The organism is Flavobacterium palustre (assembly GCF_014639535.1).
Taxonomy (GTDB): Bacteria; Bacteroidota; Bacteroidia; order Flavobacteriales; family Flavobacteriaceae; genus Flavobacterium; species Flavobacterium palustre.
The window spans coordinates 803,784-820,475 of sequence record NZ_BMGA01000001.1; the positions used below are offsets into that span (position 1 = coordinate 803,784).

A 16,692-nucleotide genomic window follows, 5' to 3' on the forward strand; every position below is an offset into this window, starting at 1 on the left:
ACCAAAATTATTCTGCCATGCAAATTCATTATTTATCTGAAAAAAACAGCATTCTGAACCATTTTCTAGCTGAAATACGTGAGGTTAACATTCATAAAGATGCCATGCGTTTCAGACGAAACATAGAACGCATTGGTGAAATTATTGCCTACGAAATAAGCAAAGATTTAGAATACAAAACCATCGAAATTCAAACACCACTTGGAATCAAAAAAACTACTCAAATTGCCGATTCCGTTGTACTTTGTTCCATTTTGAGAGCGGGTTTGAGCATGCACTTAGGCTTTTTAAATTATTTTGACCAGGCCGAAAACGGATTCATTTCAGCCTACCGATATCATCCAAATAACGACGATTATTTTGAAATAAAAGTCGAATACCAGGCCATTGCCGATATCAATAATAAATGTGTTTTACTAATTGACCCAATGTTGGCTACCGGACAATCCATTGTTGCCGTTTATAACCGATTGATGGAAAGAGGAACACCAAAAAACTTGCACATTGCTGTAACCATTGCCGCTCCTGAAGGTATTGCTTATCTGGAAAAACATTTGCCTGAAAACTGTCATTTATGGATTGGCGCATTAGACGAAAAACTAAATGAGCACAGCTACATTGTTCCCGGACTTGGTGATGCCGGTGACTTAGCTTACGGAATTAAATTATAACTGGGAGAAAAAAGCGAACAAACTACACAATATCAAAACTCCTAAAGCCAATTCCTGATTCAACTTTTGTTGCGGCATTTCGATATGAGCTGTTGCCATCATAGCCAAAGGAGCAATGGTAAACACTAATAAATCATTGCTTTTATTATCTGAAATTACATAAATAATAACTGCTATAAAAAACGCAAACAAAATTTTCTTAAACGAAGTATGCAACAATAATGGTCTGGAAGACAATGTCATTACCATCGAAATAACAAAAAACAAAGCCACTGTTGCATAAATAGACAAGGCTGCATTTTGATAATTATTGGTAAAATAATCTATACTAAAATTAGTTGCAATTCCATTGGTAATATAACTTATGGCATCGGTATTAAATGCTAATGAATACATGGCAAAAATAATTGCTATAGCAAAAAAAGCGATGAAAGGTAAAAGCCAGTTTCTATAATCACCGGAAACATGGGAAATGATAGAAATAAATACTAAAACCAAAAAAATAATACACCAAAAATGAAATAAAGATGCTATAAAAATCCATAAAGAAGCATCAAATATTTTCTCTTTGGATGCTTTTTGAGATTGTAACGAAATCAATCTGCGAAGTGCTAAAAGAATAAAAAAATTAGCAAAAACCAGATTGATATTGTCATAAAGTGTTGGGAAAAAAAGTAGTAACAACAAAAAGAACAATATGCTGTAACCACTGTCTTTGCTGATACTATTTCTTTTAGACACAAAATTAGTAATCAATCCCGAAAACAAAATTACAACTCCTATTACTGATTTTTTTAAAATCAAAACAGCCGAATTTGACCAAGCTAAATCCTGAATTTGATATATAAAATCAAAAAACAATATCAAAAATACTACTAAAGAAAAATTTAATAGTGTAGATTTTTTAAAAACACTTGTAATCATAAGGATATTTTATACTTTTGTGACTGTAAATATACTACTTGTTCAAAAAAGGAAACGAGTTATAGCAAAATTATTATTCGGATAATCATTTTCGTATTTACCCAACAACATTAATAAAATTTTAAATTCTATATCATGAAAGCATTTTTCGAAGGAATACAATCTCTTTTTGTAGATTTTCTTTTCAAACCATTAGATTGGTTACGTTCATTAGAACTAGTTTCTTGGTTTGGCGCAAATTTTCTAAACTGGATTTTTATGATTATTTGTTCAGCAGCAATCGTTTACTGGATTAAACAATTACGTATTTTTGATGATGCCGGAACTGAAAATCAAGATACTACAGCGCACTCTTTCTTAAAATAAGATAGTACAAAACGCTTAAAAATAAAAAAACGTCCCGATTGTAATCGGGACGTTTTTTTATGCTTAAAACTGGTTTCGATTATACTAAATCGAAACCAATGTCTTTTCTGAAATAAACATTTTCCCAGCTAATCTCGGCAACGTTTTTATACGATTGTGCTAAAGCTTCCTGGAAAGAATCTCCATAAGAAGTAATTGCCATCACACGACCACCATTAGTTACTACATTTCCGTTGTCAAATTTTGTTCCTGCATGGAAAACAATAGAGTTTTCAACATTTTCCAAACCTGAAATTACTTTTCCTTTTTCAAAATCTTCAGGATAACCACCAGATACTAACATTACTGTTGTAGCACTTCTAGGATCGATTTTCAATTCAAATTCGTCTAATTTTTCATTGGCTACAGCCAGGAACAATTCTACTAAATCAGATTCTAATCTTGGAACAACTACTTCAGTTTCCGGATCACCCATTCTCACATTATATTCAATTACCAATGGCTCGTTTTTAACATTGATTAACCCAATGAAAACAAATCCTTTGTATGGAATTCCGTCTTTTTGTAAACCTGCAATAGTTGGTTTTACAATACGTGTTTCAATTTTTTCCATCAACACCGCATCAACATAAGGAACCGGAGAAACCGCTCCCATTCCACCTGTATTCAATCCTGTATCGCCTTCACCAATTCGTTTGTAATCTTTGGCAGTTGGTAAAATTTTATAGCTTTTTCCGTCAGTCAGTACAAAACAGCTTAGTTCAATTCCGTCCAAAAACTCTTCGATAACTACTTTTGAACTCGCAGCACCGAATTTTTGTCCAACCAACATATTTCTTAATTCCGATTTAGCTTCTTCTAAATCCTGAATAATCAAAACTCCTTTTCCAGCTGCTAATCCATCAGCTTTCAATACATAAGGCGGTGCTAATGTGGCTAAGAAATCACATCCTTTTTCTACTGTTTCAGCAGTAAAACTATCATAAGCTGCTGTTGGGATATTGTGTTTTACCAAAAATTCTTTGGCAAATTCTTTACTTCCTTCTAATGTTGCTCCTAATTTTGACGGACCAATCACAGGAATATTTTTCAAACTTGCATCGTTCAAGAAAAAGTCATAAATACCTTTTACTAACGGATCTTCAGGACCTACAACAACCATTTCGATGTTTTCTTTGATAACCAAAGCTTTAATCGCTTCAAAATCGGTTACGGCAATCGCTACATTCGTTGCAATTTCAGCAGTTCCGGCATTTCCAGGTGCCATAAAAAGAGTGTCACAAAGCGGACTTTGAACCATTTTCCATGCAAACGCATGCTCTCTTCCTCCTGAACCCAATAGTAATATATTCATGTCTTTTAATTTTAGTTGCAAAAACTCATTTTTTAGAGTGCTGCAAAAATAATTGCTTTTGAACGTAAAAAATAATTATTTATTAAAAAGTTGTCGATTCTCCACGTTTAGTTGTTGTTATAATATTATTTTTGAAGAAATAACCACTTTCATGTTTTCTATTTTCGACATTTCGCTGCAATTAAATGGTTTTCCTATCCGGAAAGCTAAATCCGATTTGGACAAAATAGTAGCACTTTCCACCGAAGAAAAAAAACAATTTATTGAAAATCAAAAACAAGCTATTGTTGAATATCATTTACAAAACAATCCATTTTATCAAAAACTAGTTGGTTCGAAAGAATATAAAAACTGGGAAGATTTACCAGTCCTAAACAAAAGCAATCTTCAATCTCCATTACAAAACCGGCTTTCAAAAGGTTTTTCAGCAAAAAATAGCTATATCAACAAAACTTCGGGTTCCAGTGGTACGCCTTTTATTTTTGCCAAAGACAAATACACTCATGCCTTGACCTGGGCTTCTAATATGTACCGTTTTGGTTGGTTTGGAATCAATTTTAACCGTTCGCTTCAGGCTCGGTTTTATGGCATTCCGTTGGATTTTATTGGATACAAAAAAGAACGATTCAAGGACTTTTTAAGTAAACGTTTTCGATTTCCTGTTTTCGATTTATCTGATTCTGCTTTAGAAAAAGTGCTGAAAAAATTCGAAAAAAATAAATTCGAATACCTCAACGGTTATACCAGTTCGATTGTTTTATTTGCCAAATTTTTACGAAAGCGAAACCTCATCTTAAAAGAAATTTGTCCTACGCTAAAAGTCTGTATGGTCACTTCTGAAATGCTTTTTGAAGACGATAAAATCCTTTTAGAATCCCAATTTGGGATCCCAATTATCAACGAATACGGCGCTTCTGAACTGGATTTAATTGCTTTTGAATCACCGCAAAAAGAATGGCTGGTGAATTCCGAAACCTTATTTGTGGAAATTCTGGACGAGAACAATCGGGTTTTGCCTTGTGGCGAAGCAGGCCGCATTGTGATTACTTCTTTATTCAACAAAGCGCATCCGTTTATTCGTTATGACATTGGCGATATTGGCATTTTAGACGAAAAAAGCACATTGGAAAAGCCAATTTTAAAACAACTTATTGGTCGTACCAATGATGTTGCGTTGCTTCCAAGTGGAAAAAAATCGCCTGGACTGACGTTTTATTATGTTACCAAATCCATTATTGAAGACGACGGAAACGTTAAAGAATTTGTCATCAAACAAACTAAAATTGACAATTTTGAGATTGAATATGTAAGCGAAACTGAATTAGATTTGGTACAAATTCAAAAAATAAAAGAAGCTATTACTTTGTATTTAGAACCCAATTTGCACTTTGCATTTATTAGAAAAAAGACTTTGGAAAGAACCGCCAGAGGAAAATTGAAACAGTTTACTTCTTTCTTATGATGTAAATAAAATCGTATATTAGTATTTTCAAATTATAAAGCGATGAACTCAAATCTTATACTTTCAGATGAAACAATTTCTAATACCATTTACTATATTAGAAATCAAAAAGTGATGCTGGATAGGGATTTAGCAACACTTTACGGCATTGAAACCAGAGTCTTAAAACAAGCGGTAAGAAGAAATCTATCTCGATTTCCAGAAGATTTTATGTTTGAATTGTCTAAAGAAGAATTCGAAAATTGGAGATCACAATTTGTGACCTCCAATTCAGATAAAATGGGCTTGCGTTACGCTCCAATGGCCTTCACAGAACACGGAATTCTAATGTTATCAAGTGTTTTGAACAGCGATAAAGCTATTCAAACGAATATTCAAATTATGCGCATTTTTGTCAAAGTAAGACAAATGCTTCTTGACACTACCGAAATGAAATTAGATATTGTTCAAATTCAAAAAAAACTGGAAAATCAGGGTAAAAATATCGAATTGGTTTTCTCTTATTTAGATGAATTAACCGATAAAAAAGAGAATGATAAACCTCGAACAAAAATCGGATACAAAAAATAATTAAATCTTCTTAGAATAAAATGGTTTTATCACTAATTGCGTAAACAAAAATCCAATCATACAGAAACATGAAACTATAAAATTGAAGCCGTGAAATTGCCTGTAAACTGCAAAATTATACTGGATTAAAGCAATTTTAGAAGTCGAAAGTGAATTTTCCCGAATTCTATAGATAGCTAAACTTTCAGGAACCGGTTTTGCCGTTTTAATCTTTTTTAAAATAGTAAGCCAATGCATCCAATCCTGTCTTTTTCTGATGGTAGAAATGGCAATTTTTCCAAAAAAATCAACATCATAAATTCCAGTCAAATTGCCCACATAATTACAGAAAAACAGCTGTGTATAAGATAAATTTCGTGGTGCTTCTACCCTTTTATTTAATGAATTCCCTTGTTCGTCAATACAATCGTAAAATGAAAAAGTAAACGGTAAATTATTCTTTTGCAGAAAATTAATTTGCTTTTCTAGCTTTTCAGGTTTCCACAAATCATCTGCATCCAAAAAAGCAATGTACTTTCCGATAGCTTTAGAAACTCCAAAATTTCGTGCCACTCCTGTACCTGAATTATTTTCTAACGGATAAAATTGAATTCTTTTATCCGTTAGAAAAGGAGTTATTATCGTTCGGGTTGCATCTGTCGAACCATCGTCAACTAAGATTATTTCCCAATTTTGATAGCTTTGATTTTGGACAGAAATAATAGTATCTGAAATGTATTTCTCAGAATTGAATGTGGGAATAATTACAGATACTAAAGGTCTTTCCATTTTTACTTATATAACTGTCCGCTATTGTACTAATCTCTTTTTAGCCACGAATTCACTAATTGTGGATGAATTAAATGTTCTGAAATTTCACAAATTCTAATTGAATTTGTCAATATTAATGTAATCTAAGAATAATTTATAAAAGAGCAATTCGTGAATTCGTGGCTGAAAATGAAGCTTGGACTGTAAAGCGGATAGTCATATTTACTTAATATAATCCGTAAAGTCTTTATGTTCCTCTTTTGAAAGTTCTTCAGGAGACAAAGATTTAAAATACTCATAAGTAATTTTCATCCCTTCTGCACGACCAACTTTAGCTTCCCAACCTAAAATTTCCTTAGCTTTAGTAGTGTCCGGTTGACGTTGTAACGGATCATTTATTGGCAACGGATGATAAACCACTTTTTGGTTGGTTCCCGTCAATTTGATGATTTCTTCAGCAAAATCTTTAATGGTAATTTCGTCCGGATTTCCAATGTTTACGGGATAAACATAATCAGAATGCAACAAACGGAAAATTCCTTCCACCTGATCATCCACATAGCAAAATGAACGTGTTTGCATTCCATCACCAAAAATAGTTAAATCTTCACCACGCAAAGCCTGACCTATAAACGCCGGAATGACACGTCCGTCATTCAGACGCATTCTTGGTCCATAAGTATTAAAAATACGCACAATACGGGTTTCTACACCATGAAAAGTATGGTAAGCCATGGTTATGGATTCCTGAAAACGTTTGGCTTCGTCATAAACTCCTCTTGGACCTATCGTATTTACGTTTCCGTAATATTCTTCCGTTTGTGGATGTACTAAAGGATCTCCATAAACTTCAGAAGTGGAAGCAATCAAAATTCGTGCTTTTTTTACCCTTGCCAAACCTAACAAATTATGCGTTCCTAACGAACCCACTTTCAGAGTCTGAATTGGAATTTTTAAATAATCAATTGGACTGGCCGGAGAAGCAAAATGCAGAATATAATCCAATTGTCCTGGCACGTGAACAAACTTGGTAATATCATGATGATAAAACTCAAAATGCTCCAATTTGAACAAATGCTCGATATTTTTTAAATCTCCTGTAATGAGATTATCCATTCCGATAACAAAATAACCTTCTTTGATAAAACGATCGCATAAATGAGAACCTAAAAATCCTGCCGCCCCTGTAATCAATATTCTTTTCATAACTATTTCATTGCGAGGAACAAAACAATCTGTTCCTCTTTTTATTCTAAATGATATTAAAAATTTGTTCTAATATTTTAATGGTAATCAAATAAGTAGGTTTTACTCCGGTTGTTCCCAATCCGCCCGAAGCCAGAGTACTTCCCGTTTCCAGTGGATTATCCGATGCGTAATAAGCATAACGCACTTTGACATCTTTAGGAATGCTTTTTCTGATTTTTGAGGCCGATTGTATCGCTTTTTGATAATGCGAACCTTCCATTTCCAATCCGATCACACCCCAGGTCGATTCGTGGAAAAATTTCAGCAAATCTCTATTTTGCAACGAAGTTCCCAAAACGGTAACCATAGAACCTGCAAAAACCGAAATATGATTGCCCTGAAACATTTCGGGAGTTAATTCGTTTTCAAAGAAATAATTATCAGCCGTACCCTCATTGATATGGGCATTAGGAATCATAATATCACCTTTTCCACCTTCAAGAATTCCTGCTTTTCCCATGATTGAAACCGATTGAACATTTAAGAAAATATTCTTTTTATAAGGTTTTAACAACTCATCGACGGTTTCATAGGCTTGTTCGCCAAAAGCATAATCCATTACAATAAGCACCGGTTTTTCTCCTTCAAAATAAGCTTCCGGAAAAGCACTAGTCGCCCAATCGATTTTAGCAGTATCAAAAATTTGAACGTCAATATTCGTTCCTGCCTTTTCCGGTAAGGAAATCATTCCTTGTTTTATAGCTTCTTCAACAACCTTATTTCTGGATCCATTGGCTGTAGATTTACTTAATTCTTCAAAAATTTCAAAATCCGACTTACCTTTGAAGGTGGATTTTAAAGCATTTTTAGCAAAAATAGAATTCATAACCGAGTGCATATTGGCACTGATAATATGAATAGGACGCTCTAAAAGCTGATTTTCTTTTAAAATCTCCTTGATGTTAGTTGCCCATATTTCGCCATGAATATGATGTCCTAAACGCTCTCTGAGAATGGGGCTAAAAGTAATAGTTCTTTTGTCGTTGTGGACCACTTCTTCAATTGCTAGTTTTCCTAACCAAAAAACAATATGTAAAAAACGATCCGGAGCTTCCTCTGAACCAAAATCGTCATAAATATCCAATACATCTTCAAAGGTTCTGCCCAAAATATTGGCCGCATGCGAAATGGCAATTTCTTTTTCGACCAATGTTAATCTTTCATTATGCAAAACCGCCTGCTCTAATTTTTGCCAATCGCGGGAAACTTCACCTCCATCGTCCAGTAAAACGCGGTCTTTTATTTTATGCGATTCGATAAAAATAAACGTCAAATGTGTCAAAATATCGTAAATATCCGAACGACCACGGGTAATTTCGATATTCATTTGTTCGGCATCAATTCGATAACAATTGCGTCTTCTTTTTGGCGGAACTATCGCCTGAAAATGCGATTTAGAATAACCTTCATCCGAAGTCAAATTGATAAAACGACATTCTTCTATGCCTAAAGGCAAACGCTCAATAACATACAAAAGTCCTTTTAATTCGACTTTTTCATCAGCAATATTCCCATAAATTTCAGGGCGTAAAGTCATCAATGCTTCACGCAAAGTATCGCCCGAAACGCCCATCGGTTTGTAAAAACCTCTATTGAACAAATGACGCATGGTAATGTACATTTTTTCAATAGCCGCCGAGGATTCCTGAGCTCTGGTTCTTAATATGTTTTTAGCTTCTTTCATATATTTTGAGATAAAAAATCAGCAATTTTTCGATCATTGGAAAGTCTTGGAATTTTATTTTGTCCTCCTAATTTCCCAATGGATTTCATGTATTCCTGAAAACCATTTTTAGGCACTTTGGTAATAACTACTTTTTGCAGAATATTCCCTACTATCAAATCGTCGTAATAAATATTTTGTTTGCGCATGGCGTTGTCTATCGCTTCCGCAAAATGCTCCAAATTGTCCGGTTCTCCCGAAGCTTCGGGATCAAATTCAATAAACCATTCGTGGTACGGCAATCCGCTGGCAGGATTTATTTGTGGTGCCACCGTAAACTCATTTACCCGAATGTTCGTTCCTTCCATAGCTTCCTGTAAGGCACTTTCCACTTCTTTACCAATAACATGTTCACCAAAAGCCGAAATATAATGTTTAATTCTTCCGGAAACAATCACACGATAAGGTGCTAAAGATGTAAACTGAACGGTATCACCAATATTATAGCCCCAAAGTCCGGCATTAGTAGAAATAATCAACACATAATTCACGCCTAATTCTACTTCACCGATTGTGTAACGTCTGGGATTTTGATTGTAAAATTCTTCGCTCTTGATAAATTCATAGAAAATTCCCGAATTCAATAACAACAACATTCCCTTTTCTTTTTGAGAATCCTGATAGGCAAAAAATCCTTCCGAAGCCGGAAACAATTCAATACTGTCTACTTTTCGACCAATTAGGTTTTCAAATTTGGCACGATATGGTTCGTAATTGACACCGCCGTAAATAAACAAATTGAAGTTTTTGAAAATGTCACCAACAGGCTTCCCTCCTTTTTGATGTAATTTCTCAAAATACATTTGTACCCAGGAAGGAATCCCCGAAATCACCGTCATATTCTCATCAAAAGTTTCTTCGACAATGGCATCAATCTTTGCTTCCCAATCTTCCATGCAATTAGTTTCCCAGGAAGGCATTCGGTTTTTTTGCAAATATCTTGGAACAAAATGCGCCACAATTCCTGAAAGTCGCCCAAATTTAATTCCGTGTTTTTCTTCTAAAATGGGACTTCCCTGCAAAAAAATCATTTTTCCATCTACAAAATCGGCTTTGCCGGTTTCATGAATATAACTCAAAATCGCATTTCGGGCCGCTTCAATATGATAGGGCATAGATTCTTTGGTAAGCGGAATGTATTTAGCCCCGGATGTAGTTCCCGAAGTTTTGGCAAAATACAAGGGTTTGCCTTTCCACAACACATTTTCCTCTCCTTTAACTACTTTTTCAACATAGGGTTTTAAATCTTCATAATCACGAATGGGAACCTGTTTTGCAAAATCGGCAGCGGTTTTAATCTGGTCAAAATGATGGTCTTTCCCAAATTGTGTTTGTTGTGCGTCTTTTATCAATGATTCAAAAACCGCCTGTTGAGTCACAATAGGATTTTTTGCCCAAAGCTGTGTTTTTTTATAAATATTTTTAGCAAATAGTTTTGCCGCTATTGATTTGATTGACATTTCGTTTTGCTGATTATAATTTGTTAAAGAAAAATGGATTTAGTTCATAAAATCAAATACCTATTTCTTCTTTTTTACCGTAGATTGTTGCGCTTTTTTCTCTTCTTTTTCCACTTCGGCTCTCAGTTCTAATTCTTCTTCAGAAGGCGATAAATCTGCTTTTGGAATAGTATCTGTGGTTGCTGCTAAAATGGAATCTTTATTAAATTTAGCATAATCTAACTCACCTGTTAATACTTTTTGTATGGATGAAATATAAGCCTGATTTTTCTTTAAAACGTTAGTCAGAGAATCCGATTTTAAAGCCAGCTCGGCAGCGTCTTTTTTTAATTGAGTAGAAGAATAACCCGGAATGAATTCGCGCAAAGGCGTAAAAGCGATGATAAAAGTAGTTACCGAAATCAGGAAAATAGCTCCTAATGATGCTACCACAAAAACATTCATTAAAGTCAGTTTTAAAGAAAAAGTTTCCTCAAAAGTATCTTCATTCAAAATAACCAATCGGTTTTTAGTGAATAATTTACTGTGAAGTTTCTTTCTTTTTAATCTTTTCCCCGACATGATTTTTCTTTATTTCACAAATATAATAATTAATGTCAATCAATGTACGCTACAGCTATTAGCTAATGATTATAAATATTTGAAAAAAATTAAATAATTTTTAACGTTATCTAAATTAAATAATTGGGAGAAATTGAATCCTTATTAATTTATTCTATTTACATTTGCATCGAGATTTATTACAAATTTGCTTAGGCATAAATTATTCAATCATGGGAAGATTTGGTATTACAGAAATCCTGGTTATATTGGCAGTTGTTTTGTTACTTTTTGGAGGTAAAAAAATTCCGGAATTAATGAAAGGTTTAGGAAGCGGAATCAAAGAATTTAAAAATGCCGCAAAAGAAGATCAACAACCAGCTGATAAAAAAGAAGAAAACAAAGAAGAAGAAACTAAATAAGAAATTCTATTTTTTATTAGAAAATCCCAAAATCCATTATAATAATGGACTTTGGGATTTTTTTATTTTGGAATTTTACAAAATCATTGTCAGCTGAATACGCTTTCTGTCTTCATCCACTTCAGTCACTTTTACCTGAACGTGCTGGTGTAACTTTACCACTTCGTTTACATCGCTTACAAAGCCTGCTTTGAGCTGAGAAATGTGTACCAAACCGCTTTCCTTGATTCCAATATCCACAAAACAACCAAAATTGGTAATGTTATTGACAATTCCGGGTAAAACCATTCCTGTTTTTACATCTTTAATCGATTTTACATTGGCATCAAATTCGAAAACTTTAGCTGCTTTTCTAGGATCTAATCCCGGTTTCTCTAATTCTTTGATAATATCTTTTAAAGTTAACAAACCTATCTCGGTCGTGATGTAATTTTCAACTTTTATTAAGGCCGTTTTTTCTTTGTTGGCAATCAAATCAGTTACTTTTAACTTTAAATCTTTAGCCATTTTTTCGACAATTGGATAAGCTTCGGGATGTACAGCCGAATTATCCAACGGATTTTTGGCATTCGCAATTCGGATAAATGCCGCTCCCTGCTGAAAGGCTTTATCTCCCAAACGAGGTACTTTTTTTAATTGTTTTCTATCTTCAAAAGGACCGTTTTCAGAACGGTATTGCACAATATTTTCGGCCAGCTTCTCTCCTATTCCACTCACATAACTCAACAAATGTTTACTGGCTGTGTTGATATTTACTCCAACAGAATTCACGCAACGAATCACTGTAGTATCTAATTCTTCTTTCAACTTAGTCTGATCCACATCATGCTGATATTGGCCTACGCCAATGGCTTTAGGATCTATTTTTACCAATTCTGCCAAAGGATCACTCAATCGACGACCAATAGAAACCGAACCACGAACCGTTACATCATAATTTGGAAATTCTTCACGGGCCGTTTTAGAAGCTGAATACACCGAAGCTCCAGCCTCAGAAACTATAAAAACCTGAACCGGCTTATCAAAAGCAATTTTTTTAATGAAGAATTCCGTTTCTCTCGAAGCCGTTCCGTTTCCAATTGAAATGGCATCAATTTGATACGCATTCACCATGGATTTTATCTTTTTCATTGCCATTGCACTTTCGTTCTGCGGTGCATGTGGATAAATGGTTTCGTTGTATAATAAATCCCCTTTTTCATCCAGACAAACCACTTTACAACCACTTCTAAAACCCGGATCAATAGCTAAAATTCGTTTTTCACCTAAAGGTGGCGCCAACAATAATTGTCCCAAATTATTAGCAAAAACCTGAATAGAATTTCCGTCAGCCTTGGCTTTCGCCTCCTGTAAAATTTCATTGGATATAGCCGGTTGCAATAATCGTTTATAACTGTCCTCAATAGCCAATTGTACATGAGGTGTACAATTATTTTGTCCTTTTAGCACTAATTCGTCAATAATATCATAAGCTTCATTAATATCTGTTTCGACTTTAAACTTGATAAAACCTTCATTTTCGGCACGTAACATCGCCATCAATCTATGAGCCGGTGCTTTCGAAATTGGTTCTGACCAATCAAAATACTGACTGAATTTTTGTGCTCCCTCCTCCTCTTTTTTCGATTTTACAACCTTTGTTGAAATCGTTGCTTTTCGCTGATACAATCGACGCAGTTGTTTACGAACAAAGATATTTTCGTTAATCCATTCGGCAATAATATCTCTCGCGCCTTGCAAAGCGGCATCTTCATTAATTACATTTTCGTTCAAATATTTTGATGCCAGGAAATCAATATCATCATTATTTTGTGCCATGATAACTTTAGCCAAAGGTTCCAAACCATTTTCACGGGCAACATCGGCTTTGGTGCGTTTTTTCTTTTTATATGGCAAATACAAATCTTCTATATCCTGTAAATCAAAACTTTGCTCTATTTTTTGTTTCAATTCAGGTGAAAGTACGTTTTGATCTTCAATTGATTTTAAAATGGCTTCTTTTCGTTTTACGATAGTTTCATACTCTTTTTGCAGTTTCGCAATTTGCTCAATTACCGTTTCGTCCAAATTTCCGGTCATATCTTTTCGATAACGAGAAATAAAAGGAATGGTACAATCTTCTTCCAATAATTGAACTGTTTTTTGAATGTTTATAGCTGCTGTGTTAACAGACTTGGCGATGAATTGTATGTTAGTCATTTTGATATTTTTCGAACAGCTAAAATAATATCTTTGGAACTTAATTTGAGCTTAATGACTATTTTATTGTATTATTTTTTAGTGTTAAATTTTTTTACATTTTTCCAAATTGCTTTTGATAAATGGCAAGTTAAAAAAGGAAAAAAAAGAATTCCAGAACGCACTCTTTTAAGTTTTACCTTTTTTGGAGGAACGATAGGTTCTGGATTAGCAATGTTGATTTTTAGACATAAAACGGCTAAAACAAATTATTTATGGAAGTTTTGGACTATTGTTTTTATTCAAATTGCAATAATTTATCTCAGTTTTCATTTTGAAATTTTAGACTATAAAATCTAAATAATTACTCTTGTTAATCACTTCAAAACCAGCTTCCGGATAGGCTTTGGCGAAAGCGGTAGGAATTTTTGCTTTTCGGTTTTCATTCCATTTGAATTCATAGCCGTGTAAAATACCGTTTTCTTCTTCTAACCAATCTAGTTCTTGTTGATCATAAGTGCGCCAAAAATAATTTGAAATCACTTTTTGGGTATAGTTTTGAAATTTAATTCGTTCTGAAGCCAAGTAATTTTCCCATAATGAACCTACATCAATTCTCGAATCCAAACGACTAAAATTAGCAATTATAGCATTTCGGATACCATTATCATAAAAATACCATCGGTTCGATTTAGTAATTTCCTTGCGTAAATTTCTACTGAAACCGGGTACTTTATAAATAACAAAAACTTTAGAAAGTAAATCCAAATAACTTTCGACCGTATTTTTAGAAATACCCAATTGTTTCGCTAATTCCTGCAAAGACACTTCCTGCCCTACCTGAAAAGCAATTAATTTTAATAAATCCAGAATTTTATTGGATTGCTTAATACCTTCATAAACCAAAATATCTTTCAATAAATAGGAATTCACAATCTCTTTTAAATAATTGATTTTATCATCCCAATCCGGGTATTGTTCCAGTTCTGGATAAGAGCCAAAAAGCAATCGTTCTTCCAATTTTTGAGTGGTTTCTTTGAAATTTTCATACTTCGCAAACTCCATTTGAGCTAATGGAAATAAATAAATGGTGTTTTTTCTGCCTACTAAAGGTTCGCCCAACTTATTGGATAAATCAAAAACCGAAGATCCGGTAGCAATAACTTTTATATCCTCAATAGTATCTACAATCAATTTTAAAATCAATCCTATTTCAGGAATATTTTGTGCTTCGTCAATAACTAACAATTTTACATTAGCTAAAAGACGTTTATAATTAACAACTGAACGCTCCTGTAGTAAAGCAGCATCTTGAATATCTTCGCCATTTAATTGTAAATAATCTTCTTTTGGAATTGTAGCAAGATAATTTTTAATGAAAGCTGTTTTGCCCACACGCCTTGCACCCAATAAAATCAATACTTTATTAGGTAAAACCTTTTTGGAAAACACTGTATCTATTCCTCTTTCTAAAAAATTCATCGTCTTGAATTTTAAATATTTAGATACAAATATAGTTAAAAAATGTAAATTCAGTCAGTACATTGACTGAATTAATGTAAATTCAGTCAATGTACTGACTGAATTTACATTAATTCAGTCAGTAGAAAACAAAAAAAGCCCGGTTAAAACCGAGCTTATACTATATAATTGGTGCGAAGCACCGCGATTTTTTTTAATTATTGACAAGCAATTTTATCTACTCTATTTTGATGTCTTCCACCTTCAAAAGCAGTTTCTAAGAAAGTCTCCACAATTTCAACAGCTTGTTGAATTGATGTATAACGTGCCGGAATACTCACAACATTAGCATCGTTATGCAAACGTGTTAAATAAGCAATTTCTTTTGTCCAACATAAACCAGCTCTAACTCCGGCGTGTTTATTAACAGTCATCGCTATTCCGTTACCGCTTCCGCAAATAACAATTCCAAAATCAGCTTTTCCTTCTTCAACATCACTAGCAACAGGATGACCAAAATCAGGATAATCTACAGAAGACTCTGTATCAGTTCCATAATTAGTTACCTGATGTCCTTTTGATTCTAAATATTGAACAATTGCTTTTTTATATTCTGGTCCTGCGTGATCGTTTCCTATTGAAATTTTCATTTTATATGTATTTAATTTGCAGCAAATTTACCAAAACTAATTTGTATTTTATTGTTTATTTAAAATAAGGGAAATTAACAAGCTATTTTTAACTTATAATTAGCACATTTTGAGCTAGATAAGTACTTTATTAACATTTATGATAATTTATAAATTACTGTAAATCAATTAGTATCCTATAATTAATTTGTTAAAATTTTAAATTGTTAATAGCAATTCATAATTAGCTGATTTTCAAATAACTTTAATTTAACATAAAATGTTAATAAGTATAGAAAGAAAATTAGAAGTTTTTTTTGCTTGAAAAGAAAAAATTTATAATCAAAAACCGGGATTAAAAAACCAAACAAAGTTTCCTGAATTTTTAGAATAGTTATCAATATTCAAAATTGAGGTTATTAACATTTATTAACAACGAACTTATTTACAATTTAAATTAATTTCAGGTTATCAACGGTTGTTAATTACAATTTAAAAATCCTTAAAAATTAAATATTTAGCTAAAAATAACTATGTTAATAACTCTTGATAACGAAGGAAAACTTCATTTAAAAACAAATTCTAAAAAAATTATTGCGGCTATTAACACACTATAATAACAATAAATATTTTTTTAAATTTTAAAATTTCTTTTTTATAATAATAGTATATGTTGACAACTTTGAAAAATTAAACAATTTTTAGATTGTTATCGTTTCTCATTTCTTCAAGAATTGCTTTTACAGTTTCAAAATCGTTAGGATGAATTTTCAATTTGATTCCGCCTAAAGCTGTGGAATACATCGGAGCGATGGAAGACATGATTTCGTTTTCAAAATAATATTGAAGCCCTTCCTGATCTAAACGATGTTTCAGGATTTCTATTTCATGAATGTAATCAAAAGTAGCGATAATGATAAAAGCTTCCATATTG

The 16,692-nt window shown here is 33.1% G+C and carries 17 protein-coding genes; 6 read left to right on the forward strand and 11 right to left on the reverse strand.

Going from position 1 to position 16,692, the window contains the following annotated elements:
* The first annotated feature begins 17 nt into the window (after positions 1 to 17).
* Entirely contained in the window at positions 18 to 671 is a 654-nt protein-coding gene (upp, locus tag IEV84_RS03230; RefSeq protein WP_188492343.1) for a uracil phosphoribosyltransferase, read from the forward strand.
* On the opposite strand, the gene IEV84_RS03235 is transcribed toward upp, so the two are convergent.
* Positions 666 to 1,595 carry a DUF6427 family protein gene (locus IEV84_RS03235; RefSeq protein WP_188492345.1) on the reverse strand — a complete coding sequence of 310 codons (930 nt, stop codon included), beginning with the start codon at positions 1,593 to 1,595 and terminating at the stop codon, positions 666 to 668. The genes upp and IEV84_RS03235 overlap by 6 nt on opposite strands.
* Positions 1,596 to 1,730: 135 nt before the next feature.
* On the opposite strand from IEV84_RS03235, the gene IEV84_RS03240 reads away from it, so the two are divergent.
* Positions 1,731 to 1,961 carry a DUF6341 family protein gene (locus tag IEV84_RS03240; protein ID WP_188492347.1) on the forward strand — a complete coding sequence of 77 codons (231 nt, stop codon included), beginning with the start codon at positions 1,731 to 1,733 and terminating at the stop codon, positions 1,959 to 1,961.
* A 79-nt stretch (positions 1,962 to 2,040) separates the two neighbouring features.
* Here IEV84_RS03240 and purD read toward each other — a convergent pair whose 3' ends face one another.
* On the reverse strand, positions 2,041 to 3,315 hold the full coding sequence (purD, locus tag IEV84_RS03245; protein ID WP_188492349.1) for a phosphoribosylamine--glycine ligase: 1,275 nt from the start codon (positions 3,313 to 3,315) through the stop codon (positions 2,041 to 2,043).
* 151 nt (positions 3,316 to 3,466) lie between these two features.
* Here purD and IEV84_RS03250 point away from each other — a divergent pair, with 151 nt between their 5' ends.
* Both IEV84_RS03250 and IEV84_RS03255 read left to right on the forward strand, forming a co-directional pair.
* Complete coding sequence (locus IEV84_RS03250; RefSeq protein WP_188492351.1) at positions 3,467 to 4,777, forward strand: phenylacetate--CoA ligase family protein; 1,311 nt, start codon at positions 3,467 to 3,469, stop codon at positions 4,775 to 4,777.
* 42 nt (positions 4,778 to 4,819) lie between these two features.
* On the forward strand, positions 4,820 to 5,347 hold the full coding sequence (locus IEV84_RS03255; protein ID WP_188492353.1) for an ORF6N domain-containing protein: 528 nt from the start codon (positions 4,820 to 4,822) through the stop codon (positions 5,345 to 5,347).
* On the opposite strand, the gene IEV84_RS03260 is transcribed toward IEV84_RS03255, so the two are convergent.
* The 5 genes from IEV84_RS03260 to IEV84_RS03280 all read right to left on the reverse strand — a co-directional run bounded on the left by IEV84_RS03260 (position 5,348) and on the right by IEV84_RS03280 (position 11,089).
* Positions 5,348 to 6,115: a glycosyltransferase family 2 protein gene (locus IEV84_RS03260; protein ID WP_188492355.1), complete on the reverse strand. Its 768-nt coding sequence runs from the start codon at positions 6,113 to 6,115 to the stop codon at positions 5,348 to 5,350.
* A 204-nt stretch (positions 6,116 to 6,319) separates the two neighbouring features.
* Positions 6,320 to 7,303, reverse strand: a complete 984-nt coding sequence (locus IEV84_RS03265; RefSeq protein WP_188492357.1) for a UDP-glucuronic acid decarboxylase family protein — start codon at positions 7,301 to 7,303, stop codon at positions 6,320 to 6,322.
* Between the two features lie 46 nt (positions 7,304 to 7,349).
* Positions 7,350 to 9,029: a DUF6909 family protein gene (locus tag IEV84_RS03270; protein WP_188492359.1), complete on the reverse strand. Its 1,680-nt coding sequence runs from the start codon at positions 9,027 to 9,029 to the stop codon at positions 7,350 to 7,352.
* A complete protein-coding gene (locus IEV84_RS03275) occupies positions 9,026 to 10,528 on the reverse strand; it encodes a GH3 auxin-responsive promoter family protein (protein WP_188492361.1) in 1,503 nt (500 codons plus the stop codon). The genes IEV84_RS03270 and IEV84_RS03275 overlap by 4 nt, the downstream gene beginning before the upstream one ends.
* A gap of 60 nt (positions 10,529 to 10,588) precedes the next feature.
* On the reverse strand, positions 10,589 to 11,089 hold the full coding sequence (locus tag IEV84_RS03280) for a peptidase (RefSeq protein WP_188492363.1): 501 nt from the start codon (positions 11,087 to 11,089) through the stop codon (positions 10,589 to 10,591).
* A gap of 212 nt (positions 11,090 to 11,301) precedes the next feature.
* Here IEV84_RS03280 and IEV84_RS03285 point away from each other — a divergent pair, with 212 nt between their 5' ends.
* Positions 11,302 to 11,490 (forward strand): twin-arginine translocase TatA/TatE family subunit, encoded by a 189-nt coding sequence (locus tag IEV84_RS03285; protein ID WP_188492365.1) that lies wholly within the window; start codon positions 11,302 to 11,304, stop codon positions 11,488 to 11,490.
* 75 nt (positions 11,491 to 11,565) lie between these two features.
* On the opposite strand, the gene IEV84_RS03290 is transcribed toward IEV84_RS03285, so the two are convergent.
* A complete protein-coding gene (locus tag IEV84_RS03290; RefSeq protein ID WP_188492367.1) occupies positions 11,566 to 13,689 on the reverse strand; it encodes a Tex family protein in 2,124 nt (707 codons plus the stop codon).
* 54 nt (positions 13,690 to 13,743) lie between these two features.
* Between IEV84_RS03290 and IEV84_RS03295 the strand changes: the two genes are divergently transcribed.
* A complete protein-coding gene (locus IEV84_RS03295; protein WP_188492369.1) occupies positions 13,744 to 14,028 on the forward strand; it encodes a DUF1294 domain-containing protein in 285 nt (94 codons plus the stop codon).
* Here the strand turns inward: IEV84_RS03295 and IEV84_RS03300 are convergent.
* The 3 genes from IEV84_RS03300 to IEV84_RS03310 all read right to left on the reverse strand — a co-directional run bounded on the left by IEV84_RS03300 (position 14,011) and on the right by IEV84_RS03310 (position 16,688).
* Positions 14,011 to 15,150 carry an ATP-binding protein gene (locus IEV84_RS03300; protein ID WP_188492370.1) on the reverse strand — a complete coding sequence of 380 codons (1,140 nt, stop codon included), beginning with the start codon at positions 15,148 to 15,150 and terminating at the stop codon, positions 14,011 to 14,013. The genes IEV84_RS03295 and IEV84_RS03300 overlap by 18 nt on opposite strands.
* Before the next feature lie 197 nt (positions 15,151 to 15,347).
* Positions 15,348 to 15,779, reverse strand: a complete 432-nt coding sequence (gene rpiB / locus IEV84_RS03305) for a ribose 5-phosphate isomerase B (RefSeq protein ID WP_188492372.1) — start codon at positions 15,777 to 15,779, stop codon at positions 15,348 to 15,350.
* Positions 15,780 to 16,448: 669 nt separating this feature from the next.
* A complete protein-coding gene (locus tag IEV84_RS03310; RefSeq protein ID WP_188492374.1) occupies positions 16,449 to 16,688 on the reverse strand; it encodes a putative signal transducing protein in 240 nt (79 codons plus the stop codon).
* Positions 16,689 to 16,692 lie beyond the last annotated feature (4 nt).

Bases quoted from the DNA above. Each gene is read 5' to 3' on its own strand.
- IEV84_RS03270 (WP_188492359.1), bottom strand. From the start codon at position 9,029: ATGAAAGAAGCTAAAAACATATTAAGAACCAGAGCTCAGGAATCCTCG.
- IEV84_RS03240 (WP_188492347.1), top strand. From the start codon at position 1,731: ATGAAAGCATTTTTCGAAGGAATACAATCTCTTTTTGTAGATTTTCTT.
- IEV84_RS03250 (WP_188492351.1), top strand. From the start codon at position 3,467: ATGTTTTCTATTTTCGACATTTCGCTGCAATTAAATGGTTTTCCTATC.
- IEV84_RS03235 (WP_188492345.1), bottom strand. From the start codon at position 1,595: ATGATTACAAGTGTTTTTAAAAAATCTACACTATTAAATTTTTCTTTA.
- upp (WP_188492343.1), top strand. From the start codon at position 18: ATGCAAATTCATTATTTATCTGAAAAAAACAGCATTCTGAACCATTTT.
- IEV84_RS03310 (WP_188492374.1), bottom strand. From the start codon at position 16,688: ATGGAAGCTTTTATCATTATCGCTACTTTTGATTACATTCATGAAATA.
- IEV84_RS03280 (WP_188492363.1), bottom strand. From the start codon at position 11,089: ATGTCGGGGAAAAGATTAAAAAGAAAGAAACTTCACAGTAAATTATTC.
- IEV84_RS03290 (WP_188492367.1), bottom strand. From the start codon at position 13,689: ATGACTAACATACAATTCATCGCCAAGTCTGTTAACACAGCAGCTATA.
- rpiB (WP_188492372.1), bottom strand. From the start codon at position 15,779: ATGAAAATTTCAATAGGAAACGATCACGCAGGACCAGAATATAAAAAA.
- IEV84_RS03285 (WP_188492365.1), top strand. From the start codon at position 11,302: ATGGGAAGATTTGGTATTACAGAAATCCTGGTTATATTGGCAGTTGTT.
- purD (WP_188492349.1), bottom strand. From the start codon at position 3,315: ATGAATATATTACTATTGGGTTCAGGAGGAAGAGAGCATGCGTTTGCA.
- IEV84_RS03255 (WP_188492353.1), top strand. From the start codon at position 4,820: ATGAACTCAAATCTTATACTTTCAGATGAAACAATTTCTAATACCATT.
- IEV84_RS03260 (WP_188492355.1), bottom strand. From the start codon at position 6,115: ATGGAAAGACCTTTAGTATCTGTAATTATTCCCACATTCAATTCTGAG.
- IEV84_RS03295 (WP_188492369.1), top strand. From the start codon at position 13,744: ATGACTATTTTATTGTATTATTTTTTAGTGTTAAATTTTTTTACATTT.
- IEV84_RS03265 (WP_188492357.1), bottom strand. From the start codon at position 7,303: ATGAAAAGAATATTGATTACAGGGGCGGCAGGATTTTTAGGTTCTCAT.
- IEV84_RS03300 (WP_188492370.1), bottom strand. From the start codon at position 15,150: ATGAATTTTTTAGAAAGAGGAATAGATACAGTGTTTTCCAAAAAGGTT.
- IEV84_RS03275 (WP_188492361.1), bottom strand. From the start codon at position 10,528: ATGTCAATCAAATCAATAGCGGCAAAACTATTTGCTAAAAATATTTAT.